Genomic DNA, 21441 nt, shown 5'->3' with positions numbered 1-21441 from the left:
GTCAGGCGTCCTCCATCTCGTCTTCGTCTTCGAAGCCTTCGATCTCGTCGAAGTCGGGGTCGGGCTCCGTTGGAGGCGCCTCGGCCAGGGCCGGTATCGCACCTGGCCCGCTGTAGGTTGGCGCGCGCAGTTCTGGGGGCAGCCAGCCGGTCTGCGGCACGTTGGCGAGGGCGAAGGCGGTGAGCTCCGCCTTCTTCAGCTTCTCGGCCTTGCGCGCCTCATCGTCGTTGAGCGCCTCGCGGATCGCGGCGATGACGAAGGGCTTCGAGGCGCCGCCGAAGTAATCGGCGGTGTCAAAATTTTCGGCCAGAGCTAACGTCAAATGATCGGCATCGATCGCGGCGGCCAGAGGTGCGGCGTCGGCATCGAACGGCGGCCGCCCGATATGACCGCGCTCCATGTGCACGGCTTCGGCGGCACAGTCGGCGGCGACCTGGAACAATTCCTCATCCGTCATGTCCATCAGCCGCGCAAACACCGAGGCGAAGCTTTCCTTCTCCTGGCTGTGCGTCTTGCCGAAACCGTCGTGGTAGACCCTGACAGGGCTGTCGGTATGCAGATGGCGGTGCACGAAGAAGCCCGCCAGCAGCGCGACGAGGCCGACGTGGGGCTCTTGTTTAAGAGCTTGCCGAACCGCGAGCGTGGCCTGCGCGCTCAGACGCTGATGAAGCGCATTCGAGATCGTCGGCGGGCCCTTCTCCTTCGGCGCGCCAGACGCCGACGCCGCCTTCTTCTCCGCCTGCGGTTTCACGACGCCACGAACGATATCGACGTCGCCGTGGTGGCCGATCTTGACGACGGCGCCGGACTTGCCGAGCTGGTCCGGTGTCCATTGCCGATCGGCGATCGACTTCTGAAGGCTGGCGAGTTCAGCGGCGGCGCCGGCTGTGTTCTTGGCAGCTGCCTTTTCGAGTTTCTTGATCAGCTTTTTCTCGTCGGCGGTCGCCTTTCCGTCGCCGGCCTTCTCGCGCTTCCAGCCATGCTCCCAGTAATAGTCGAGGTCGGCGCCCATGCTCACCCAAGACCAGCCCTCAGCCTTCAGCCCTGTGATGACCGCCGCGATCTTCTCCTCGGCGACCTTCTCCGCGATGTCGGGATCGGCGATGACGTGATTGTCACCGAAGAGATCCGTCGTCATGTGCCCGCCGGCGGCCTTGTAGGCTTCGAGGCCGGCAATCTTGATGTGCCGAGCTGCCTTCTGGTTGCCGGCACCGAGGGCGTCCTTGACCGCCCACGCGCGGAGATCTCGTTGCTTCTCGAGCTTCTTGAAAAGCTTCTCCTGGTCCTCGATCGACGGCGCCAGCGTGAAGGCGCAGACGGTCGCGAAGACCTCGTTGCTCTGTGCTTCGCCGCGCCACCATTCGATGATGACCGGCGACAAACGACCCAGCGCTAGGATGCGCTTCACGCGCTTCGGATCGATGCCGAACCTGGTGGCGATCGCGGTTTCGTCGAGCCCATGGTCGGCGAGCTCACGGAACTCGATATATTCGTCGGCGGGGTGAAATTCGACGCGGTGGATCTGCTCCGCCAATGCGGCTTCCCTGGCGTCGACCGAAATATCGAACTCCCCGCACTCGATCGGAGCATCCGGTGCGGTCTGGCCCTGCTCGACGAGAAGGCGCAGCGCGGCGAGGCGGCGGTTGCCGGTGCCGACGAAGACGCCGACGACGCCATCGCTATCGTGACCTTCCTTGACCTTCAGCGGCGTTTGTAGACCGTGGGCCGCGATCGAAGCGGCCAACTCTGCGATGCTGTCGTCGCGACCGACGCGCCGGGCGTTGATCGGCGGTTCCGCCTCGTGGCCGAAGCGGAGCTGGTCGAGCGGGATAACGCGAGAGGTCATGTCGGGGTCCTTTCTGATTTGGTTTTGCGGCGCGCTGCTGCGGCGTGCTCAAGCTTGGCCACAGCCATGATGACCGGCTTCAGCTCTGCCGGCGCGCGGTCGTAGTCGCGGTTGGATTTGCCGTTCAGGCGGGGCAGAAGCCCAATCGGGACCGGCGCCCAATTCGACGGATCAGGGTTCGACTTCTCGCCAAGGCATTTCAGCACCATGCCTTGCGGCACCGGGCCGTTGGCCTGCTCCCATAGCCATCGGTGCTTGTGGACACGCCACGTCGACGCGCCGGTCCATGGGTTCCGTTGGTCGGTGACGATCCAGATATATCCATCGTCACCGACCGACTCGTGGCCGGGGCCACGATGGTTGTGTGGCAGCTGCCCCTTCTTGAACTGGGTAACTGCGCTGTTCGGGTTGAAGGGCATCTTCTTGCCCTTGGTCGAAGGCACCGAACCTTTTTCGAACTGCCCGGTCCGCCCTGTCTTCCAGCCCTCGCGTTTACGTAGACTGTGCAGCTTGGCGGGCGTCGTATCCTCGTGTCCGAACTCCGCTCGGAAAGCTGCGCACCAAACATTGATTTCCATCGTGGAGTTGTCGCGTAACCACGCAATCTCGGCTTCGGTATATTTCAAGCGGCGGCCCTTATAACGGGCGTGGTCGCGGCCGACCTTCCAGCCCAGCCGTTTGCGGAGGCCGTGAAGGTTCTGTTGCAGCACATCAGGGCGGCTGAACTCTGCCTGGAAGGCGCGGTGGTAGTCGCTGATCACCATGTCCTGGTTGGTTTCGAGCCATGCCATCTCAGCGGCGCTGTAAGCGATGCGGCTCCGCCTCATGACGCCCGCTCCCGGGCGGCATGTTCCAATTCGGCGATCGCCAGGATTGTAGGTTTGAGCTCCGATGGTGCGGCGTCATAATCGCGGCCGTAGCGTCCAGCCAGGCGGGCAAGCAGAGCCCTAGGGACCGGACGCCAGTTGGATGGCTCCGTATTTCGGCGATTGCCGTCCAGGCATTTGAGGGCCTCCCCTCCAGGAAGGGGGCCGTTCAACTCTTCCCAGCGGAGGACGTGCACCAGTCGCCACCGCGACTGGGGAGGCATGCCATCGTGGATCTTGCGCTCCAGATAGCCATCCTTGTTGAAACGCTCGGTGCCGATCGGCTTATATTTGGCGGCTGCTGCGCCAGCCATGCCGCCCTTTTTGAACTGCGTCCTCCGTGCGTTCGGGTGCCGACCGCCCTTCCCGGGCGGGCAGGCCTTCCCCTTGTTCAAAGGCGTCTGGCCTTTGACGAAGCAGCCATCGCGACCGGTGTTCCAACGTTTGCGAGAGCACAGCGCCTTGATATGGTCGAGCGTGACTTCGGGGCGACCGAACTGCACGACGAAAGCGGCATGAAGCGCGCGGCGGCTCATCGCCTGTCGCCATTCGATGAACGAGAGCTCCTCGTCATTATAGCGGATCTGCCGGCCCTTCACTTGCCTTCGATCTCCTTCGGCGCGGAGAGCATCGGGAGGTCCTTGCGGAAACGATCGCCGTGGTTTGCCACAAGCGTTGCGGCCTGGATGCCGAGGCGGGCGTTGTCGACGATCATATCGGCAACCTTGACCATCGCGTCGGTGCGCTGGACCTCGGCTTCCAGCTGCTCGCCGGATAGACCTTCAACGGACAGCCGCTCGATCTGGACGAAGAGATGATCGTTGAGGTCGGTGATGCGGTTTTTCATAATGGGTAACTCCTATCGGCTGTGAGATTTCGCCATTCCTCGGCACCCTCCACGTCTCGCATCGCCGAGCGGTCGAGGGCGGTCACCATGTCGTCGGCGGCGCGACGCAGCAGTTCAGACGACCAGTCGGCGGTGACGTCGACGAGTTCCTCGAGCTGTCGGCTGGCGGTGGAGAGTGGGCCTGTCATTTGCCGCCACCCAGGCCGGCGGCGTTCAGCCTGAATATCTCGACCGCGGCGGCGAGCTGCTTGCCGAGATCCTTGATCGTCTTGGCTACGGGATCGCCGGTCAGCACCAGGCCGGCGTTGAGCATCACGTCGTTGAGGGAGAAGGTCTGCTCTACGGTGGCGTCGCCGCCTTTGACGGTGACGATCGAGAACTTGCCGGCCTCAGCCCGGACCTCCCGCATCGTGTCGGGCTGCGCATAGATCTGGTTGGCGACGATCGTGGGAGATGTTGGTGCCGCGATCGGGGCGGGCTCTCCGGTCCGCACAAGCTGGACGCCGTAATCGGAAAGTATGCGCATAAGGTGATCGGCGCGGCGGCGGACCTCCTCACGGCTGTCGTCGTCGGCGTCTGCCCACAAAGGCCGAATGAGGCCGTAGCGCTCACGTCGCATCCCTTCGGCGAGGATGTCGCGGACCGCTCTCATCGCGGCACCCTCACGCGATGGCGGAACACTGGCTCGAAGCCCTTCGGCTCGAACTGATAGCCGCGACCCCATACGGTGCGGACGACATCGAGGCCATCATTCATTTCGAGCAGCTTGGCGCGAAGTTTGCAGACGAAGACGTCGATGATCTTCTCCATCGGCTCCTCTTCGCCACCGTAGATGTGATCCATCAGGTCGGCCTTGGAAAACACCTTGCCGGGATCGAGCGCCAGTGTGGTGAGCAGCTTTGCCTCGGCCGGCGCCAGCCGGCTCTTCCTGTCACCGCCTTCGACAAGGCCGGTCTCGGCGTCGTAGACACACCCCGGCATCTTGATAAAGAGATGGTCGTTGTAGCTGCCACGCCGCACCAGCGCCTTCAGCCTGGCGATGAACTCGTCGGTGTGGATCGGGGCGGGCTGCACATCATCGGCACCGCAACGCAGGATCAATGACGCCGCGCCACTGTTGAACTCGCCGGCGTCGAGCAGCACGAACAGGATGTTCTTGACGTCGGCGCGACGGAAATCCCGGCAGACCACCGCGGCATAGGCGCTGTTCAGCGCACGGATGACGCCGATGCCATCGGGATCGCGGAAGAGGGCGCTGCAGAGATCCTGAGGAAGGGTTTCGCCGGCGGTTTCGAAACCGGCGCTTTCCGCGGCGGTCCGCAGCGCGCGCTCGATCTCGCGAGATGGGGCGGAGACGAGCACGCGCATCAGGCGCCACCGCACATCACGAAGACGATGAACGCGACCGAGGCCAACAGCATGCTGAGAGCCAGAGCCATGCTGAGGGAATGGTTGCCGCGCATACGACCGTTCGATGGGCGCGTGCTCACGATGGCACCGACCTAAATAAGCACTCACGCGCGACGAACTGCTGCGTCTGCGTCATCTCGAGTGCAAGACCGGCGTCCGGATAGTTGAACCCGATCGCTGCGGTACGCTGGTGATCGATACGTACATTGTCGATCAGGAAACCGCCCGCCTCTCGCGTCCTGAGCACGCCGGCTAGGCTGATTTCGGCGTTCATCAATATGAGGTCGCCAAATGATAGGTATCTGATTAGGCGATGTCGGAGGTTCATGCTGGCACCCGATCGACTGGTGCGAGATGCCGACGGAGGGCGTCGAGCCGCCGATCGTCAAGCGGCAGGAAAGATCGGGCGTCGAAGACGGGTTCGTAGGGCCCCACGATGCTCGGGTACCTTGGATTGTGGATCTCGTCGAACCGCAGGAACGTCAGGGCCTTGTCGACACCGCGCACCCGGAACAGATCGACGGTCCGGACGCGGTAAACAGTCCCTTTGTGCGGGATCACCATGCCGGGCTCGCATTCCCGCGTGAACCTGAAATCATCGTCGATGCAGGCGACGAGCTTGCTGACCTGGTAGTCCACTTCAGAACCTTTCCGGGATTTGGGCAGGGGCATATCGGCGGCTGAGTTCCTCGGCTTCGCGCTTGCGGCGCTCCGAAGCGATGAAGAGATCGTCAACGCTTTGCGTGAATTTCGGCGCGACGTCGGCCTCGACGAACGACCAGACCGCGAGGGCGTCGCTACGATCGAACGACTGGTCGGCATCGTCCTTGTCGATCCAGCCAAGCGCCCTGCATTTCGCCATGATCGCCGCTTTCTGGTCGCCTTGGCCGTGGCCGGCGAAATGCTTCTTCACCGAGGACTGGTTGATACGGATATGGCGATAGACCTTCAGCTGGTACGCCATGAATTCCAGGACAGCAGGAAGGCCGAGCAGGATGGTGGCCGTGCTGATGTTGGTCTGGCCTTGGACGAATGAACCCGGCAGCGGCGCCTCGATGGCGAGAACATCGACCGGGTTCGCCGAGATGAAGCCGGTGATCCAGCGACCGGCGCCGGAGAAGATCGCACCGCGTGAAGCACCTTCGCTGGCGCACTCGATCGAGCCCGACGTCGGCTTCGAGCCAGCGGCGCCATATGCGAAGCCAAGGCGTCTGGCCGCGTCGATCGCGAGAATGCGTGGAGCCGTCATCCCAGGTCCTCGTGCCCGTTCGGGCTGATTGGTGGGCGTCTCTCCGCCCTGTTACGCCGATGGTGTTGCGCTGTTGCTCGGGAGGCTCCTAAGAGCTTTGACCCTCACGCTGGGAACACGACGTCTTCCCGCTGCCTCTGAATTCAGTGTGGCGCGCCGGCACCGCCGGCTTTGTTCCACTCGTCATCGGTCATGCTGCCCTTGACGGCATTGACGACGGCCGATGTGGTCTCGTCCGGCTCTTCATCGGCTCCCTCGCGCTGCACCGCGGCGGCGCCGAGGCCAAAGCTGGCGAAGTTGTCGCCTAAGGCGGTGCGGATATCCGTTGCGAACTCGCGATCGTCGTCTTCCAGACCGTCGACCTTGCCGTCGGCGCGCTCGATCATGGCTTCGGCCTTGCGCTTCAGCTTCTGCGCGTCGACGATCGCCCGGATGACGCCCTTGTTGACGCCGTGCTTTTTCGCGTCGGACAGGATCTCTTTCTGATCCGTGTCGGTCGCCTTCTGGATCGCTCGCTTCTTGACCTTGAATTCGGCGTCGAGAACGCGGAGCTTCTCCTCGCGCTCCTGCTCGAGGCGATCGAACTCCTCGACGAAGGAACCCGCCTCAGAAGGGGATGCGCGGTTAGGGCGCTCATGCACTTTCGTCATCAGGAGATCCTTTCCGCCGATCGAAGACCGGCGTGCTGACGGATGGTTGGTGGGGTGTAGGAGAGCCGCCGATGCGCTTCGCAGTAGGAGCGCTCAGGCTCCTTCGTGGCGCCGCAGGCGAGAAGACCTTGACCGTTGGTGCCATCCACCGGCCAACGGCAACCGGCGGAGCCGAAGGCGACGGGGTCAACACCGGGAATGGGCTGGAAGGCGTCTTCGCGCTTGATCACGATGCCCGGCGAAGCGGCGCGCTGTTCGGCACGTGCTTTGAAATCCATCGCCGGTGGATTGTTGGCGCCGCGCCAGGAACTGGTTTGCTGGACGAGCTTGGAGGCGCGGCGTATCGCTGGCTTCGCGACATTTGGCGCGGCTTCGGTGCCTGGCTTCGCTCGTCTGCCGACCTTACCCTTGCGAGGCTTGCCGTTGTTCAGCTGAAGTCCGAGGCGCTGGACCTGGCCGATTATGGCGGATCGGGTGCAGTTGAAAAACTTATCGGCGATCTTCTGGGCGGTCAGGCCCTCATCGCAGTAGGCGGCGAGCAGCTGCTTGCGTTCATCCCGTGGGATCTTCGTCCAGTCTGGGAGCCCACTCATCTGGCGGCTCCGCTTCCGGATAGATCCACCGCGCCAGCGAGTCGGCCCAGAGCACGCATCTGGTGGCTATCCAGAGGCGCACCCTCCGCGGCAAGATGAGCTGCCAGAATGTTCGCCGTGGCGGCGAGTTTGAGCCTTGCACGTCTAGCCTCCTCAATGGCCCGCAGCTCTCGCAGGGCCACAACCTCTTCATAGTTTACACGCCTGGCCTCGCCATAGAACCATGTCTTCACGCGGCTCCAAGTGAGGCCGGTAAGCGCATGCTCGAAGTGATCTGAGGTCAGTGCCCGATGCACTGCACTGATCTGCCGTTTCCATTTCTCACCAGGGGCAAGAATGTCGCCGATCTCTTTGGTGAGCGACTGGGCGGTGGCCACGCTAGACATGAGACCACCGCGGCGCTTCTGGGCCTCTGAATGGAATTCTGAGACCTTGGAAGGCTGTTCCGAGTTTCCAGAACCGAACATTGCTATCTCCATTTCCAGCGACGGAAACACACGGAGACTTCACCAATGGCCGGACGAGCGAAAAAGAGCGGTGGCCCATGTCAGACGGGACAGACAGGGCCACCATGCCGGCGGGGTGGCGCCGGCGATCGCGCGCCAGGGTTTGGGACACGCGCGAAATCGAGAATAAGGATTGCAGCAGATGAAGACCGACGGCCACGGCGACACGCCGACATTGACGGAACCGGAACCGCTCCCCAGTCTCTTTGTGAGCGGATATGCGATCCAGGTCGTCGAAGAAAATATTGTCCGGCTGCTGTTCTGGACCGAGCTGCCCGCCATAGGTGGGCAGGAGCATCAGGCCCGGCTTCAAGCACGAATGGCGATGCCGGAGAAGATCTTCCGGCGGTTCGTCTCTGACGGTCGCAAGATCGGGAGAAGCCGGAACTGAAAGAGCTTGGAAACTATCCTCGAAAAAAGCTGTGCAAACCGCTTTACGGATTGTTTCACGCCGATTCTTCCCGTGATCTGACTGGCTCTTTCGGGCCGAGTGCATCACGGGGAGGAAATCATGCAGCCAGCGCTTTTTGTTCGAGAGATAAAGTTGGTGCTGGATGAAGGGCTTGTCCACCTCGTCGGCTTCGCGACAGAGGACGGAGACCGGAAATCCGATCGACATCCGGCTGCTCATCTTGTCATGAGCAACGAGGCCTTCCGGAAGCTGCTCGTCGAAGGTCGAGTCAGCTTGGCGAGGGGTGGGCACTGAGGCGCTCATTCTGCTGCCTCATTCGCGACCGGCGCGCTTTCCGCCTTCGCCGGCCGCGCGACATCGGCCGGCCATTCCGCGCCTTCTGGCCAGTTCTCGGAAAACCAGCCAACGACTGAATCGTACTTGCGCGCGGTCAGCGTTTTCCCTTCGCGAAGACGGGAAAAGAATGCGCCATCAGCGGCGCAGTGTCGGCCGATTGTCGATTCCTCGCGGTCCCGGTGGGCCCGGAACCGATCGAGAAGTGTCAGAAGATGGCGAATGAGTTCGGCTTCCATAGGGGAAACGATAGTAGGAACAATCCCACTTCGTCAATAGGAAACTTCCCCCTCGCGTGTCAGGAGCGTGAGTTGGATAATTCCTACATGGAGAATGAGTTACAAAAAATCGTTGTGCGACGGCTAGATGAGCTCGGTCTTGGGCCTGTCGAGGCTGCCACAAAGGCAGGGCTTGAGCGCACCTATATCCGCGATATCGTCCAAGGGAAGAAGCTTTCGGTGCGAACCGACAAGCTCGAATCGTTGGCGCGCGCATTGCAGCTCGACGCCGCTGATCTAAGCCACTCGAAATCGACTGCGGTGGATAGCACTGTCCGCAACGTGACGGTCAAAGGCTTCGTCCAGGCCGGCCATTGGGCGGAGACCTGGGAGTGGGGCGACGACGACGTCTATTCCGTTCCGGTGCCTAATGATCCCGCGCTGCGCCCCTTCATGCTCCACGCCGCGGAGACGCGCGGGCCGTCGATGGACAAGAGGTACCCGGAACGCACCGTCTTGGTGTTCACCGACGTGGTCGAGACAGGGGCGTCGCTCGATCTCGGGAAACGCTACATCGTCGAACGTGAGCGGGCCGACGGTCTTCGCGAAGCCACGGTCAAGACGCTCTGGCGAGATGAGGGTGGCAAGGTCTGGCTTCTCCCCGAATCAAACGATCCCCGGTTTCAGGAGCCGATTCCGATCGAAGGCGGCGAGGACGACACCGTGCGTGTCGTCGGACGGGTCGTATACGCGGTAAGCCGGGAATGAGGCAGGCAGCTATTTGGGCGGTTCTCACCGCGTCGCTCATCGGCCTGGAGGGTTGTCAATCGGCCGGTTCGCAGGTCGCGCCAGCAGCTCCAGGCGTCGAAATAGGTATCACTCCTGGGCTTGCCGCCCAGGTTGAGCAAGGCATGAGGCGTCGGATGAAAGATCCTGATTCGGCCAAGTTCGGGCCAATCCGGGCGTCCGGCCGGGTCTGGAATAGTCGAAAAGAGATCGTGGTCTGTGGTTTCATCAATTCGAAAAATTCATTTGGCGGCTACACCGGAGCCGTACCTTACATCGGCAAGGTCTATGATTTGAACGGTGACTTCGACCTGATCGCCATGGGGGACGAAACGCCGAATGCGGCGTTGATGGTAGCCGGATCCTGCCGAGCAGCTGGCATTCCGATCGCCTGAATTTCTCCGTCGAGATTGAAATCGGCGTTGTTGACAAGCGCCGAGCGCGCGGTCTAACCGCGCGCGTCCTCGCGCCCGGTTGGAGATTAACTCTAACCTTAGATCATAGAGCTCTACGATTCACCGTTTCAGGTTGAGCTCTACGATTCTGTCTCCCGCTACATCCTGAAACGATCCCGTGTCCCGCAGCGATTCAGGGTGATTGCTTGACGCAATCACTGTGCCGCGCCCTACGAATCAGAACTTAGCGCTGCGCGCGCGAGGCTTTCCAAGCTTTTCGAAAAAGTAGGATCATTCCTATTTTCCGCTTGACGAGTAGGAATAAACCCACTTATCGTTATGGCAGTAGGAGACATCCGATGCCAAAACCATCCCGCGTCATCGCCGAGAATATTTCCGAATTCGCGAAATGCCTCGTCGTGTTCTTTGTGCTGCCGCCGACGCTGACCGTCGCGGCGTACTGCCTCGCGCAGATGGTGCGCTGAGATGGGTACTCCCAAGCACACGCCCGCCCCATGGTGTTCCTTCAACAGCTTGCGCCAGCTCGGAGTGCGGACCTTCGGTGGAGGCGGCACGATGATTATCGCGATTCGGCCACGCAGAATCGACGGCGACCCAGCTGAGTTTCGCCTTCCAAGCGAGGAGGAGCAGGCGGCGAACTTCAGGCTGATCGACGCAGCGCCAGGCATGCTGGCGACGCTCAAGATCGCCGCTGACGCGCTCACCGGCACCTTGAAGGCTCGCGGATATGAGGCGGGCTCCGCGACGGACGGCTGGGCCCCCGAAGTGCGACAGGAGGTCGCCGCGCTGGCAACCGTTCGCGCCGCCATCGCCAAGGCGGAGGGCTGACCGATGGAAACGCCGCCCCTCGTCCCCAACCTCGACGACCTCCGCAGCGAACTCGCCCGCGCCGAACGTGACCTCGTCTGCGCGGACATGATCGACAACGGGCAACGTCGGCAGATCGAGATGAATGAGGCGCGTCGCCGGCGTGACGCCATCAAGACGCAGATAGCCGTTCTCCACGACGCGGAGGGCCGGAACTAATGGCCTCGCTCTCAGAAATCCCAGAAGGCGATCTTCGTGCGATGGCGGACTGCAGGGCGATATCGTCCGCTCGGTTCGTCGAGGAAATGGAGCGCCGAGCCTGTCGCGCCACAGTCGACGCCCCGCCGCTCGACTACGCGCTCGACGACGATCTCGCGATCCCCTTTCTCCATCACGACAACTCCCTGGATCTCGATCTGTCGGACTTCAACGATGACCCGATCGGCCCGATGCCACCACCACCACGCGTGGTTTGGCTCCTCGCCATCGCGGCGGCTTCGGTTGCGGCCATCGCGCTCTGGGTGGTTTGGCCATGAGGGTGGATCCCCAAGACCGCCTGACCGGCGCGCAGTTGCTCGAGCTCGCCGACGATGCGTTTGATGTCCTGAATTGGGCGAAGCGCAACGGCCTCAGGAAGGATGCCCAGGTCGCCGAGCTCGTCCGGACCTTCGAGGTTCGTCTTGGATATCGCGAGCCTGTCCGCCCAGCGGAGGCCGCCGAATGACCGTGGTCACCATCTTCTCACTCAGCATGCCGCCGGCGCCGATGTTCCGCCGCGAGTTCGCGCGGCCGATCGATGCCGACGATTACGTCGCGTTCTGGCGCCGGCTTGGTTGCTGCCATATCCGCCGGAGGACCAGAAAATGACGAAGCTTTACGTCCAGGTCCTGCGCGGAAGAGACTGGCTGAACGTAACCTCGGTTCCGATCGATGACGGCAAGACCGAGCGCGATCGCGTCAGATACCGGGAACGCGCCCTCGATGATGCCCGCCGCAACCAGACCGCATGGCAGAGCTACTCCGGCTTCGATAGCTGCCAGCTGCGCATCGCCGAGATGGACAGCTACGGCAAGTATGCGGAGGCGCGGCCATGAGCATAACCCTCGAACAGGCCGGCGGCTGGCACATGCAAGAGGCCGCGCACTACAATGGCGGCAAGGTGTTCTTCGCCTATTTGCATCGCTGTGTTGAACAACCCCGGCTGTCGCGCTTCGATAAGTACCTGCGAGCAACACGCTCGAGCACGAGCACATGGCGCGTGGATGGCGAGGATGTACCGACCTTTGCCGAGGCGATTGATCGACTGAATACCCCACCGGTTTTTTCCGCTGAGGAACTGGCGTTCATCGCCTCCGTCCCCAACGAATACGATCCCGACCTCGACGTCAGAAAGACGATGGACATCCACGTTGCCGACAGCGTCCGCAACAAGGGCGCGGTCGAGTGGCAGAAAGGCCGGTGCCGTCGCACCGACGTCGGACGCTCAGCGCTGGATGCGCAGCTATGACCATCGAAATTATCCGACCAGCCGACCGCCAGGCTTGGCTTGCCGCCCGGCAGTATGACGTTACCGCCTCAGTCGTGGCCGCGGTCCTCGGCGCACACCCCTACACGACGCCCTATGCCCTCTGGGCCGAAAAGACCGGCCGTCTCTCGCCTGACGATGAAGAAACCGAGGCGATGGAGCGCGGCAACCTGATGGAGCCGGTCGTCGTCGCGATGATCCGGAAGCGGTTCCCAGTGTGGCTGGTCACTTATGAGAACGACCGCGCCTACTTTCGTGATCCCGACCGGCGCATCGGCGCCACCCCGGACGCCTTCATCGTGCGCGCCGACCGCGCCGGTACCGGGAACTGCCAGATCAAGACCTGTTCGGAAGACGCCTTCAAGCAGTTCTGGCTTGACCCGGACACCGACGAGGTCGTCCCCCCAACATGGATCGCCGTCCAGGCGATCACGGAAGCACAGCTGACCGGCTGCGCGTGGGCCTGCGTCGCACTGGTGGTGATCACCTGGCGCGGCACCTTCCAGCTGCACATCATCGACATCCCGATCCACCTCCGTCTCTGGAATCGCCTCGTCACCAAGGTCGACGAGTTCTGGGCGATGGTGGCGAGCGGCGAGGAGCCTTCCCCGGACTGGCAGCGCGACGGCGACGTCGTCACGGACGTCTACCGCGACAGCATGCCGGAGCGGCGCGATCTCAGCGCTGACCGCGAGCTCGACATGCTGATCCATCAGTACAACCGCGCCCGGGTTGAAGCCGCCGGCGCGAAGGCGGTGGTCGACCAACTGCGGCCGCACATCATCCACTCGCTAGGCAACGCCGAAATCGGCCTGACCGCCAACTGGGAGGTCTCCGCGAGGACGACGTTCCGGTCGGGATCGCAATCGCGCGTGCTGCGCGTCAAACCACGGAGAGATCTCAATGGAAGTTTCTGAAGCCCCATCGATCGTTGGACCAGGGCACAATCTGGCGACGACGGCCGATATCCTCCGCGATCGTTTCAAGCCGGTGCTCGATGAGGTCGAGGATCTCGCGAAGCGCGCCACCGCGGCAAAAAACGCCCTGACCGACGGTGCCATCGCCAATGACAACGAGCGCGACCCCCTCATTGCGCTCGGCATCGAGGCCCGAAAACTGGCAAAGCGTCTCGCCGAAACCAAGCTGGCGACGACAAAGCCACTTCGCGATGAGGTCACCGAAACAAACCGGTTCTTCGATACAGTCATTGTCCGGCCGGAGGCCATCCAGAGCGCCTTCGAGACGATCGTCGGCAAGTACGACTCCAAGAAGCGGGAGGAGGCCAGGATCGCCGCCGCCGCGGAAGCGCAGCGCGCCCAGGAGGAAGCCAAGCGCAAGCTCGAGGAGGCCGCTTCATCGAGCCATAGCGTCCTCGGCGACGTCCTGATGCAGGAAGCTGTCGATGCGGAGCACAAGGCGGCCGTGCTCGTCAACGAAGCGATCACCGCGGGATCGGGCCCGACCCGCACCGAAGTCGGCACGGTGTCGGCAACAGCGAAATGGACGCACCGCATCACGGAGCCGTCGAAGATCCCGCTCGAAAGGCTTCGGCCGTACATGAGTATCGACGACATCGACAAGTTCGTCCGGGCCTATGTCCGCGCCAACAAGAACACGGCGCCATTGCCCGGCGTCGAAATCTTCCAGGATCAGAAGACCTCATTCCGCGGCTGATCGCCGGCGGCCAACAGGAGACCGACACCATGAACACCCAAGCAGGCAAGGCCGTCGAGACAGTCGACCGCGCCACCGGCGAACTCACCACGCTGCCACCAGGCATGTCGGGCAGCAATCAAAGCCTCGCCGTCCAGCTGGCGATGGCGGAGCTCAATCAGGATGTCACCACGGCCCGCGCGTTCCCGCGGTCCGTCGCCGCAGTGATGCGCAATATCACCGAGCTCGTCATGCTCGACGAGCAGACCGCCAAGGAATGCGTCTATGCGGTGCCGCGCGACGGCAAGACGATCCGCGGACCTTCGATTCGCCTTGCCGAGATCATCGCGTCTCAATGGGGGAACTGCCACTGCGCCTCCCGCGTGGTTCACGTCGACAAGATCGAGAAGTACGTCGAATCGGAAGGTATCTTCCACGACCTCGAGACCGGCCTGAAGCGCACCGCGCGGACCCGCAAGAATATCTCGAAGCGCGACGGCGGCCTATATTCGCAGGACATGATCATGACGGCTGGTAACGCGGCGGCCTCGATCGGCATGCGCGAAGCTATCCTGAAGGGCGTCCCTAAGGCGGTCTGGCGGCAGGCCTTCGAGCATGCGGAGAACGTCATCAGGGGGGATGTCACCACGCTCGTGGAGCGCCGCGAGGACGCCATGAAGGCGCTCGCCGGCATCGGCGTCACTCCGGAGCGCGTGTTTGCTGCAGTCGGCGTCGCCGGGATCGAGGAGATCGGTCTCGATGAGCTCACCGATCTCTATGCGATGTACCAGGGTGTGAAAAGCAAGGAGACCGACGTCGACGAGGTCTTCCCGGCCGTCAAGAAAACCGGAGATCAGCCCGCCGGCCTCAAAGGCAAGCTCGACCAGCTCGCCGGCGATGCCACCGACAAGAAGCCCGCCGCAGACAAAGCGGCGACAAAATCGGATGCCGGTTCCTCTCCGGCCGGCTCCGAGCAGTCCGGCAAGCAGGCCTCCACGCCGAAGGCGACTGCTACCGGAAACCAGCCGTCGTCCGGCCAGAAACCCTCCCAAGACCCGGACGACGGCGACCCGATCGCGAAGGCGACCCGCATGGGCCGCGCCGCTTACCGCCGCAACATGTCGAAGAAGGCTATCCCGGTCGACTTCAAGACTGAGGGCAGGGAGGCGGAGCGGCAGGCCTGGCTCGACGGCTTCGCCGCCGAGGAGGACGCCGAGGCGCCGGAGCCCGGTTCGGTGGAGGAGGAGTGAGCCATGTTCAAGCTCCGCAAAGCCATGCGCGAGGTCGAGCTCACCGAGGCCGACCTGAAGCCGGACACGCTGCTCGTCTCGCTTCTCGATAGAAGCGCGAATTCGGTCACCAACATGCTGGACCGATTTCGGGCGGATGAGGTCGCGCTTGAACGCGACATCGCCGATATGACCGAGCGGCTTCGCCAGACTCGTGTTGCCATCACCGCCTTTGATGCCGCCGGTGCCATCATCGAGGGCGGCAAGCGGCCCGTGCAGGAATCGGCGTCGAAGAAGGTCGGCAGGCTGGTCCCGCGTGCCGTCCCCAATGCAGCGGACACCGTCGTCCAAGTCCATAAGGACATCCGGGCATGACGGTCGAGGTTCACGCCGCCGCTGTCGCCAAGTTCGCGAACGGCCGCAAAGTCGTCAGCGTGACCCGGCCCGGCACCATGAAGGTGCCAAGCAATACCGGCCCAATCGATCAGCCGTTCAATGTCGGCGACGTCATGCTCGTTGAAGCCGGAGGTCGCGCGATCGTGACGCCGCTTAGCTTCGCCGGCGCCACCGACCTCGCTCGGGCCGTCATCGAGGGCCACTCCGGCGCGGTGACCGACAGCCATTCTCTGCGCGCGCTGGCGACCGCAGTAATTGGGTTCGCCGCGCAGGTGGTGGCACCGGAGCCTACGCCTGAACCCGTTGAAGCCGTCGCCGTAGCGACCTGAACCCCGAGGAAAAGCAATGACCATTGCAGACCGCGTGAAGAAGATCATCGTCGAGACCTTGGGTGTCGCCGCCGATCGGGTGACGAAGGAAGCCGGTTTCATCGACGGCCTCAACGCCGACAGCCTGGATCTCGTCCAACTCGTGATGGATTGCGAGGAGGAATTCGGGATCGAGATCTCGGATGCCGAGGCCGAGACCTGGTTAACCGTTGGTGACGCCGTCACCTACGTCGAGAAGGCGATCGGCTGATGGCCGACGAACTCCTGCCCATCGATCCAGAGCATCTCGACACATACATCACGATCGAGCCGGGAGAGCGTCTGCACCGCCTCTTGGCGCGCTTGATCGACACGCATGTCGACGATCTCCGCGAGGAGTTCATCGTCGATTTGGAGCGCAAGATCGACCAGGTCAGAGTAACCCACGGCGATGGATCGGCCTTCGGGAGCAAGTCCGATGACTGAGCCGCTCACCCTCATCCGCGTCGTCGACGTCGAAACAACATCGATGGAAGATCCTGCCGAGATGGTCGAAGTGGGCTGGACCGATGTCCGCCTCTTCCCGACCGGCTGGGCCATCGAGACCGGGCCGCATTCCCGCCTCGTCAACCCGGGTATGCCGATCAGCTTCCCCGCGATGGCGGTGCACCACATCACCGACGCGGTAGCGGGCGGGGGTATGGACCCTGACCTGGCGCGGAAGGATGTAGTCGCCGGCGCCGATACCCTCTGCGCTCACAACGTCGAGTTCGACAGCCGCTTCATTCGCGGTCACGATCTGCCGTGGATTTGCTCATTCAAAGCGGCGCGCACCGCTTGGCCGGAGCTCCAGAGTCATAAGAACGGTTCGATCCGGTACGAGCGGGGGCTCTGCCTCGACGATCCGAGGACGGAGCCGTCGCATCGCGCCGGCCCTGACACCTGGGTCACCGCCCATATCTTGCTCGATCTCCTCAAGCTCTATCCGCCGGAAACCCTGATCGAGATCTCGGCGAAACCGGTGCTGCTACTGAAGATGGATTTCGGTGAGCATCAGGGAAAGCGGTTCTCCGAGATCCCGACCTCGTATCTCGATTGGATCCTGCACAAATCGGACATGCCGAAGGACCCAAAGCGGGTCGATGTCGTCCATACCGCTCGTCTGGAATGGGTGAAGCGGACCTCCGATCCCCAACCGCAACAGCCACGGCCACAGTTCGAAGTCGTCGACCCAGATGCGTGGCGCAAAGACATAGGGAAGGCCTTCTGATGGAAACTGTCGCTGAAACTGTGCAGGCAGACGAGCAGCCGTTCGAATGGATGCTGGTGGAGATCTTCGGTCACCGCACCCACTGGGGTCGAGGAATCGAGGTGGAACGCTTCGGCGCCAAGATGCTGCGCATCGATGTCCCGCAGGTGGAGTGGACGACTCCGACCGAGGAGAAGCCGGCGCCGGAGCCGATCGCCACAGGCTGGGTGACGCATTTCTATGGCGGCGCCTCGATCTTCTCCAACACCCTGACGGACGAGCGGACCGTCCTGGTCCGTAATGCGCCGTACGCGAAGCCTGCCCTGTATCTGGCGCCGCCGGATGAGGAAGAGCCGCCGCCGGCTCCCTCGGATGACGATCCCTTCATTGATCGTGACGACGACGGGCCGAGGTGGTGACGATGCCCGGCCTCCGCGAAGCCAAGAAAGACGAGGTTCTCGCCGCGCTTGGCGACTACCAGGTCACGACGGCTGACAAGCTGGCGGCGCACGTGAAAGTCAGCGAGCGGACGATCTATCGCTATATCCGCCAGCTGCGCGCCGCCGGCGCACCTATCCTGTCCGAGGCCGGGATGGGATACATGCTGAAGCGCAAGGCGGAGGCGAGCCGTGGCTGACGCCCCGATTTGGTCGCCGCAACAGGATGGCGCGCTGAAGGCAGTCGCCGCTTGGTACGGGAGCGGCTTGGCGCGACGTCAAGTTTTCCGCGTCTTCGGGTACGCCGGCACCGGCAAGACGACACTGGCCCGCCATTTCGCCGACGCCCTGAAGGGTGCCGTCATGTACATGGCCTATACCGGCAAGGCCGCGATGGTGATGCGCAAGAACGGTTGCCGCAACGCCATGACGATCCATGCCTCGATCTACGATGTCGAATTCAACCACGAGACCGGCGTCAAGAAGTTCGTCGTCAAGGATGTCGACGAGCTCGCCGACGTCGCACTCTTCGTGGTCGACGAGTGTTCCATGGTCGACGAGGAGATCGGCAAGGACCTCCTCTCGTTCGGTGTCCCCGTGCTGGTGCTGGGGGATCCCGCCCAGCTACCGCCGGTAAAGGGCGGCGGCTTCTTCACGAACGCCGACCCCGACATCATGCTGACCGAGATCCACCGGCAAGCCGCGGAGAATCCTATCGTCAGGATGGCGACGACGATCCGCGAGGGCGGTCGGCTCGATTATGGCGTCTACGGCATCAGCGAGGTGATCCGCCGTTCCGCATTGACGCAGGATCACGTCATGAAGGCCGGCCAGGTCCTCGTCGGCCTGAACAAGACACGAGCGAGCTACAATACCAGGATGCGGGCGCTCCACGGCCGCTCCAGTACGATGCCGGAGCCCGGCGACCAGCTGGTGTGTCTGAAGAATGACCGCAACAAGGGCATCTTCAACGGCGGTCTCTGGCGCGTCATCGAACTGCTGAAGCGCCGCAAGGGTCACCTCAATGACCACTGCATCCGCATGCATGTCTCCTCGCTCGATTTCGATTCGACAGAGCCCGTGGAGATCAAAGTGCGGAAGGAGTTCTTCGAGGGCGCCGGTAATGAGATCCCGTGGCGCGAGCTCAACGGAACCCAGCAGTTCGACTACGGCTACGCGCTGACAGTGCACAAGGCGCAGGGTTCCCAATGGGAGACCGTCTGCCTGTTCGACGAAAGCCCCAACTTCCAATCCGACCGCGCGCGCTGGCTTTACACCGGCCTGACCCGCGCGGCCGAGAAAATCACCGTTGTGATGTGAATCCCGACCGGCATGACGCCGGCGGTGAGCATGAGGAGCATGGAAATGGCAGTACCGAAGAAGGTCATGAACTGGTCGGCAAAGCGGGCCAGCGCATCGATCACGATCAACGGCTTCAACGCCAAAGGTGAAGTGCTGAAGATCACCGGTGTTCCCATCATTGAAGCCGGCAAGAAGGGAAAGGGTCCTGTCGTCACCGACAAGACCGGCACCCGCTTCGAACTGGTTTCGAGCTGAGGGACCACGATGGATATCGCGCCCTTCCTGGACAAGCCCACCGCCATCGTCGGCACAACCGGCGCCGGTAAAACTTTTGCCGCGAAGGGCGCGGTTGAACGGCTGCTCGAGCTCGGCCGCCGCGTCATCATCCTGGATCCAACCGGCGCATGGTACGGGCTGCGCGCCGGGGCCGATGGTGGCGCCGAGGGCGGCTTTCCCGTCTTGATCTTCGGCGGCGACCACGCTGATATCCCGATCGACCCGACCGGCGAGGCCGGTAAGGCTCTCGCTCTGGCACTCGCAGAACGTGACGTCCAAGCCATCATCGATACATCGGAGATGACCGGCGGCGAGAAGAACCGATTCCTCACGCCTTTCCTGGAGCACCTCTACGCCCGCAACAAGGCGGCGCTCCATCTCGTCGTCGACGAAGCCGACGAGGTCGCCGCGCAGCGCCTCGCCGACGGAGAACAGCGGCTATTCGGTGCCTTTGACAAGATCGTCCGTCGCGGCCGCATCAAAGGCTTTCGCCCGCTGATGATCTCGCAGCGGCCGGCGGTGATTCACAAGAACGTGCTCTCGCAGATCGGCACCCTGATCGCGATGAAGCTGACCAGTCCACAGGACCGCAAGGCGATCGAGGAGTGGGTGAAGGGAAACGCCGACGCCGGCCAGGCTCGCGCTGTGATGTCGAGCCTGCCGACTCTGAAGCGCGGTGAAGGGTGGGTGTGGTCGCCGGCGGACGATCTGCTCGAGCGTGTCGAGTTCCCCGCGATCCGCACCTTCGATTCCAGTCGGACCCCTGGCGACGGCGAAAGCGTGGTTGCGCCGGCGCTGACCGCTGTTGACGTCGACGCGCTGCGCACCGCCCTGAAGGCGGCGCCGCGCATTGAAGACGCCTCGAATTTGAGTAGCGGAACGACGCCGGCCGAGATCGAGGCGGCTGAAAAGCGGGCCTTTGAACGCGGCTTGGCCCAAGGCAGGAACGAAGGCATCGACCACGGTAAGAGCGTCGGCGCCGCCGTTGCGCTCGCTGCAGTTCGAAACGCATTGGAAGCGCTTCGCATACCCGATATGGTCGTCGATGTTGCTTCGACTGCTTTTCCCTCTTCGTCTAACGGTAGGACATCGGCCTTTGACGCCGTGAATCGTGGTTCGAATCCACGGGAGGGAACCACTTCACCCGACAATCAACTCAAGCGCCCGTGCACAATCGTCCCGAAAATTGAAGCGTCGATCGGCCTCGGCGCGGAACGGAAGCCTCTGGCGCTGCTCGCCGCTGCCTATCCGGCCGGCTACACGGAGGCGCAATGGGCGAGCCTGGCTGGCTTCAAGCGGACCGGCGGTACCTGGTCGACCTACAAGAGCCGGCTCCGGACCAAGGCGGCGATCGAGCAACGCGGTGATCTGTGGTTCGCGACGCAAGCCGGCGTCGACGCGATCGGCGGTGATGTGCCGACGATGCCGCGCACCCCGGATGAACGCCTCGCGATGTGGAAGGGCAAGATCGCCGGCGTCGGACCGATGCTCGATGCGCTGCGCAATCACTATCCACACTTGATCAGCCGCACTGACCTTGCATTCAGACTTGGCCTGGCGCCCGGCGGCGGCACTTTCGGTACCTATCTATCGCGCGTCCGCAGCAACGACCTCATCGAGGAGCCAGAGCGCGGCTTCTACCGACTTTCATCTGCAATCATGGGAGATATCTGATGGCCGGTTCCGTCAACAAAGTCATTTTGGTGGGCAATTTGGGCGCCGACCCCGAGATCCGCCGCCTAAACAGCGGCGATCCGGTCGTCAACATCCGCATAGCGACCTCGGAGTCCTGGCGCGACAAGAATTCCGGTGAACGCAAGGAGAAAACGGAATGGCATAACGTTGTAATTTTCAACGACAATCTCGCCAAGGTCGCGGAGCAATACCTGAAGAAGGGCGCCAAGGTTTACGTCGAGGGCCAGCTGCAAACCCGGAAGTGGCAGGACCAATCCGGAGCGGACCGCTACACCACGGAAATCGTGCTGCAGAAGTTCCGGGGCGAACTGCAGATGCTCGATACCAAGAATGGTGGAGACGGCGATCGCGGTGATGATCGCAGCGGATACAGCAGATCCAATGGTGGTGGCGGAGGCGGAGGTCGATCGAGCGACTTCGGTGGGGGAGGGT

Annotated in this window: 40 protein-coding genes and 1 tRNA gene; 25 read left to right on the top strand and 16 right to left on the bottom strand. The window is 62.8% G+C overall.

Annotated elements, in window-relative coordinates:
* Position 1: 1 nt before the first annotated feature.
* The 15 genes from FJ979_RS21550 to FJ979_RS21480 all read right to left on the bottom strand — a co-directional run bounded on the left by FJ979_RS21550 (position 2) and on the right by FJ979_RS21480 (position 8951).
* Entirely contained in the window at positions 2-1846 is a 1845-nt protein-coding gene (locus FJ979_RS21550; protein WP_140583620.1) for a ParB N-terminal domain-containing protein, read from the bottom strand.
* Positions 1843-2673 carry a hypothetical protein gene (locus FJ979_RS21545; RefSeq protein ID WP_210241478.1) on the bottom strand — a complete coding sequence of 277 codons (831 nt, stop codon included), beginning with the start codon at positions 2671-2673 and terminating at the stop codon, positions 1843-1845. Before FJ979_RS21545 ends, FJ979_RS21550 begins: the two co-directional genes overlap by 4 nt.
* Positions 2670-3311 carry an HNH endonuclease gene (locus FJ979_RS21540; protein WP_140583617.1) on the bottom strand — a complete coding sequence of 214 codons (642 nt, stop codon included), beginning with the start codon at positions 3309-3311 and terminating at the stop codon, positions 2670-2672. The genes FJ979_RS21545 and FJ979_RS21540 overlap by 4 nt, the downstream gene beginning before the upstream one ends.
* Positions 3308-3559 (bottom strand): hypothetical protein, encoded by a 252-nt coding sequence (locus tag FJ979_RS21535; protein ID WP_140583614.1) that lies wholly within the window; start codon positions 3557-3559, stop codon positions 3308-3310. Before FJ979_RS21535 ends, FJ979_RS21540 begins: the two co-directional genes overlap by 4 nt.
* Complete coding sequence (locus FJ979_RS21530; protein ID WP_140583612.1) at positions 3556-3747, bottom strand: hypothetical protein; 192 nt, start codon at positions 3745-3747, stop codon at positions 3556-3558. Before FJ979_RS21530 ends, FJ979_RS21535 begins: the two co-directional genes overlap by 4 nt.
* Positions 3744-4211, bottom strand: a complete 468-nt coding sequence (locus tag FJ979_RS21525; RefSeq protein ID WP_140583609.1) for a hypothetical protein — start codon at positions 4209-4211, stop codon at positions 3744-3746. The genes FJ979_RS21530 and FJ979_RS21525 overlap by 4 nt, the downstream gene beginning before the upstream one ends.
* A complete protein-coding gene (locus tag FJ979_RS21520; RefSeq protein ID WP_140583606.1) occupies positions 4208-4927 on the bottom strand; it encodes a response regulator transcription factor in 720 nt (239 codons plus the stop codon). Before FJ979_RS21520 ends, FJ979_RS21525 begins: the two co-directional genes overlap by 4 nt.
* 118 nt (positions 4928-5045) lie before the next feature.
* Positions 5046-5243 (bottom strand): hypothetical protein, encoded by a 198-nt coding sequence (locus FJ979_RS21515; RefSeq protein WP_140583603.1) that lies wholly within the window; start codon positions 5241-5243, stop codon positions 5046-5048.
* A 50-nt stretch (positions 5244-5293) separates the two neighbouring features.
* A complete protein-coding gene (locus FJ979_RS21510; protein WP_140583600.1) occupies positions 5294-5608 on the bottom strand; it encodes a hypothetical protein in 315 nt (104 codons plus the stop codon).
* Position 5609: 1 nt separating this feature from the next.
* Positions 5610-6218, bottom strand: coding sequence for a hypothetical protein (locus tag FJ979_RS21505; RefSeq protein WP_140583598.1), 609 nt, complete (start codon positions 6216-6218; stop codon positions 5610-5612).
* A 143-nt stretch (positions 6219-6361) separates the two neighbouring features.
* A complete protein-coding gene (locus FJ979_RS21500) occupies positions 6362-6868 on the bottom strand; it encodes a hypothetical protein (protein WP_140583594.1) in 507 nt (168 codons plus the stop codon).
* Complete coding sequence (locus tag FJ979_RS21495; protein WP_140583591.1) at positions 6868-7461, bottom strand: GcrA family cell cycle regulator; 594 nt, start codon at positions 7459-7461, stop codon at positions 6868-6870. Before FJ979_RS21495 ends, FJ979_RS21500 begins: the two co-directional genes overlap by 1 nt.
* Positions 7458-7847: a hypothetical protein gene (locus tag FJ979_RS21490; RefSeq protein ID WP_140583588.1), complete on the bottom strand. Its 390-nt coding sequence runs from the start codon at positions 7845-7847 to the stop codon at positions 7458-7460. Before FJ979_RS21490 ends, FJ979_RS21495 begins: the two co-directional genes overlap by 4 nt.
* The gene (locus tag FJ979_RS21485) at positions 7840-8682 is read right to left on the bottom strand and encodes a hypothetical protein (RefSeq protein WP_140583586.1); all 843 of its coding nucleotides are present in this window, start codon (positions 8680-8682) and stop codon (positions 7840-7842) included. Before FJ979_RS21485 ends, FJ979_RS21490 begins: the two co-directional genes overlap by 8 nt.
* The gene (locus tag FJ979_RS21480) at positions 8679-8951 is read right to left on the bottom strand and encodes a hypothetical protein (RefSeq protein ID WP_140583583.1); all 273 of its coding nucleotides are present in this window, start codon (positions 8949-8951) and stop codon (positions 8679-8681) included. Before FJ979_RS21480 ends, FJ979_RS21485 begins: the two co-directional genes overlap by 4 nt.
* Before the next feature lie 72 nt (positions 8952-9023).
* Between FJ979_RS21480 and FJ979_RS32635 the strand changes: the two genes are divergently transcribed.
* The 22 genes from FJ979_RS32635 to FJ979_RS21380 all read left to right on the top strand — a co-directional run bounded on the left by FJ979_RS32635 (position 9024) and on the right by FJ979_RS21380 (position 19293).
* On the top strand, positions 9024-9698 hold the full coding sequence (locus tag FJ979_RS32635; RefSeq protein WP_181181806.1) for a LexA family transcriptional regulator: 675 nt from the start codon (positions 9024-9026) through the stop codon (positions 9696-9698).
* Positions 9695-10111 carry a hypothetical protein gene (locus FJ979_RS21470; protein WP_140583581.1) on the top strand — a complete coding sequence of 139 codons (417 nt, stop codon included), beginning with the start codon at positions 9695-9697 and terminating at the stop codon, positions 10109-10111. Before FJ979_RS32635 ends, FJ979_RS21470 begins: the two co-directional genes overlap by 4 nt.
* 359 nt (positions 10112-10470) lie before the next feature.
* Complete coding sequence (locus tag FJ979_RS33380) at positions 10471-10596, top strand: hypothetical protein (protein ID WP_281406008.1); 126 nt, start codon at positions 10471-10473, stop codon at positions 10594-10596.
* A 91-nt stretch (positions 10597-10687) separates the two neighbouring features.
* Positions 10688-10960, top strand: coding sequence for a hypothetical protein (locus FJ979_RS21465; RefSeq protein ID WP_140583578.1), 273 nt, complete (start codon positions 10688-10690; stop codon positions 10958-10960).
* Positions 10961-10963: 3 nt separating this feature from the next.
* The gene (locus tag FJ979_RS21460; protein WP_140583576.1) at positions 10964-11158 is read left to right on the top strand and encodes a hypothetical protein; all 195 of its coding nucleotides are present in this window, start codon (positions 10964-10966) and stop codon (positions 11156-11158) included.
* Entirely contained in the window at positions 11158-11475 is a 318-nt protein-coding gene (locus FJ979_RS21455; RefSeq protein WP_140583573.1) for a hypothetical protein, read from the top strand. Before FJ979_RS21460 ends, FJ979_RS21455 begins: the two co-directional genes overlap by 1 nt.
* Positions 11472-11663, top strand: a complete 192-nt coding sequence (locus tag FJ979_RS21450) for a hypothetical protein (RefSeq protein WP_140583570.1) — start codon at positions 11472-11474, stop codon at positions 11661-11663. The genes FJ979_RS21455 and FJ979_RS21450 overlap by 4 nt, the downstream gene beginning before the upstream one ends.
* On the top strand, positions 11660-11806 hold the full coding sequence (locus FJ979_RS32630; RefSeq protein WP_181175027.1) for a hypothetical protein: 147 nt from the start codon (positions 11660-11662) through the stop codon (positions 11804-11806). The genes FJ979_RS21450 and FJ979_RS32630 overlap by 4 nt, the downstream gene beginning before the upstream one ends.
* Positions 11803-12033, top strand: a complete 231-nt coding sequence (locus FJ979_RS21445; protein ID WP_140583567.1) for a hypothetical protein — start codon at positions 11803-11805, stop codon at positions 12031-12033. Before FJ979_RS32630 ends, FJ979_RS21445 begins: the two co-directional genes overlap by 4 nt.
* Positions 12030-12446, top strand: a complete 417-nt coding sequence (locus FJ979_RS21440; protein WP_140583564.1) for a hypothetical protein — start codon at positions 12030-12032, stop codon at positions 12444-12446. The genes FJ979_RS21445 and FJ979_RS21440 overlap by 4 nt, the downstream gene beginning before the upstream one ends.
* Complete coding sequence (locus FJ979_RS21435; RefSeq protein ID WP_140583561.1) at positions 12443-13381, top strand: YqaJ viral recombinase family protein; 939 nt, start codon at positions 12443-12445, stop codon at positions 13379-13381. Before FJ979_RS21440 ends, FJ979_RS21435 begins: the two co-directional genes overlap by 4 nt.
* Positions 13368-14138, top strand: coding sequence for a hypothetical protein (locus FJ979_RS21430; protein ID WP_140583558.1), 771 nt, complete (start codon positions 13368-13370; stop codon positions 14136-14138). The genes FJ979_RS21435 and FJ979_RS21430 overlap by 14 nt, the downstream gene beginning before the upstream one ends.
* A gap of 29 nt (positions 14139-14167) precedes the next feature.
* Complete coding sequence (locus tag FJ979_RS21425) at positions 14168-15367, top strand: hypothetical protein (protein ID WP_140583556.1); 1200 nt, start codon at positions 14168-14170, stop codon at positions 15365-15367.
* A 3-nt stretch (positions 15368-15370) separates the two neighbouring features.
* A complete protein-coding gene (locus FJ979_RS21420) occupies positions 15371-15721 on the top strand; it encodes a hypothetical protein (protein ID WP_140583553.1) in 351 nt (116 codons plus the stop codon).
* Complete coding sequence (locus FJ979_RS21415) at positions 15718-16071, top strand: hypothetical protein (RefSeq protein WP_140583550.1); 354 nt, start codon at positions 15718-15720, stop codon at positions 16069-16071. Before FJ979_RS21420 ends, FJ979_RS21415 begins: the two co-directional genes overlap by 4 nt.
* A 16-nt stretch (positions 16072-16087) precedes the next feature.
* The gene (locus FJ979_RS21410; RefSeq protein WP_140583547.1) at positions 16088-16321 is read left to right on the top strand and encodes an acyl carrier protein; all 234 of its coding nucleotides are present in this window, start codon (positions 16088-16090) and stop codon (positions 16319-16321) included.
* Positions 16321-16536 (top strand): hypothetical protein, encoded by a 216-nt coding sequence (locus FJ979_RS21405; protein ID WP_140583544.1) that lies wholly within the window; start codon positions 16321-16323, stop codon positions 16534-16536. The genes FJ979_RS21410 and FJ979_RS21405 overlap by 1 nt, the downstream gene beginning before the upstream one ends.
* Complete coding sequence (locus tag FJ979_RS21400) at positions 16529-17320, top strand: exodeoxyribonuclease X (RefSeq protein ID WP_140583542.1); 792 nt, start codon at positions 16529-16531, stop codon at positions 17318-17320. Before FJ979_RS21405 ends, FJ979_RS21400 begins: the two co-directional genes overlap by 8 nt.
* Positions 17320-17718 (top strand): hypothetical protein, encoded by a 399-nt coding sequence (locus FJ979_RS21395; RefSeq protein WP_181175169.1) that lies wholly within the window; start codon positions 17320-17322, stop codon positions 17716-17718. Before FJ979_RS21400 ends, FJ979_RS21395 begins: the two co-directional genes overlap by 1 nt.
* Before the next feature lie 2 nt (positions 17719-17720).
* Entirely contained in the window at positions 17721-17936 is a 216-nt protein-coding gene (locus FJ979_RS21390) for a helix-turn-helix domain-containing protein (protein WP_140583539.1), read from the top strand.
* Complete coding sequence (locus FJ979_RS21385) at positions 17929-19056, top strand: AAA family ATPase (protein ID WP_140583537.1); 1128 nt, start codon at positions 17929-17931, stop codon at positions 19054-19056. Before FJ979_RS21390 ends, FJ979_RS21385 begins: the two co-directional genes overlap by 8 nt.
* A 45-nt stretch (positions 19057-19101) precedes the next feature.
* On the top strand, positions 19102-19293 hold the full coding sequence (locus tag FJ979_RS21380) for a hypothetical protein (RefSeq protein WP_140547354.1): 192 nt from the start codon (positions 19102-19104) through the stop codon (positions 19291-19293).
* Positions 19294-19752: 459 nt separating this feature from the next.
* On the opposite strand, the gene FJ979_RS21370 is transcribed toward FJ979_RS21380, so the two are convergent.
* Positions 19753-20277, bottom strand: a complete 525-nt coding sequence (locus FJ979_RS21370) for a hypothetical protein (RefSeq protein ID WP_140583534.1) — start codon at positions 20275-20277, stop codon at positions 19753-19755.
* A gap of 101 nt (positions 20278-20378) precedes the next feature.
* Here FJ979_RS21370 and FJ979_RS21365 point away from each other — a divergent pair.
* The 3 genes from FJ979_RS21365 to ssb form a co-directional block, all read left to right on the top strand.
* Positions 20379-20452 (top strand) — tRNA-Gln (locus tag FJ979_RS21365).
* Positions 20419-20988, top strand: a complete 570-nt coding sequence (locus tag FJ979_RS21360; RefSeq protein ID WP_140583532.1) for a hypothetical protein — start codon at positions 20419-20421, stop codon at positions 20986-20988. The genes FJ979_RS21365 and FJ979_RS21360 overlap by 34 nt, the downstream gene beginning before the upstream one ends.
* Positions 20988-21441 (top strand): single-stranded DNA-binding protein (gene ssb / locus FJ979_RS21355; protein ID WP_140583529.1); only part of this gene is annotated, 454 nt, incomplete at its 3' end. The genes FJ979_RS21360 and ssb, both read left to right, overlap by 1 nt.

Source organism: Mesorhizobium sp. B1-1-6 (assembly GCF_006443035.1).
GTDB lineage: Bacteria > Pseudomonadota > Alphaproteobacteria > Rhizobiales > Rhizobiaceae > Mesorhizobium.
The sequence above is the reverse complement of the archived record's forward strand: the minus strand, read 5'-3'. Positions and strand labels throughout refer to the sequence as shown.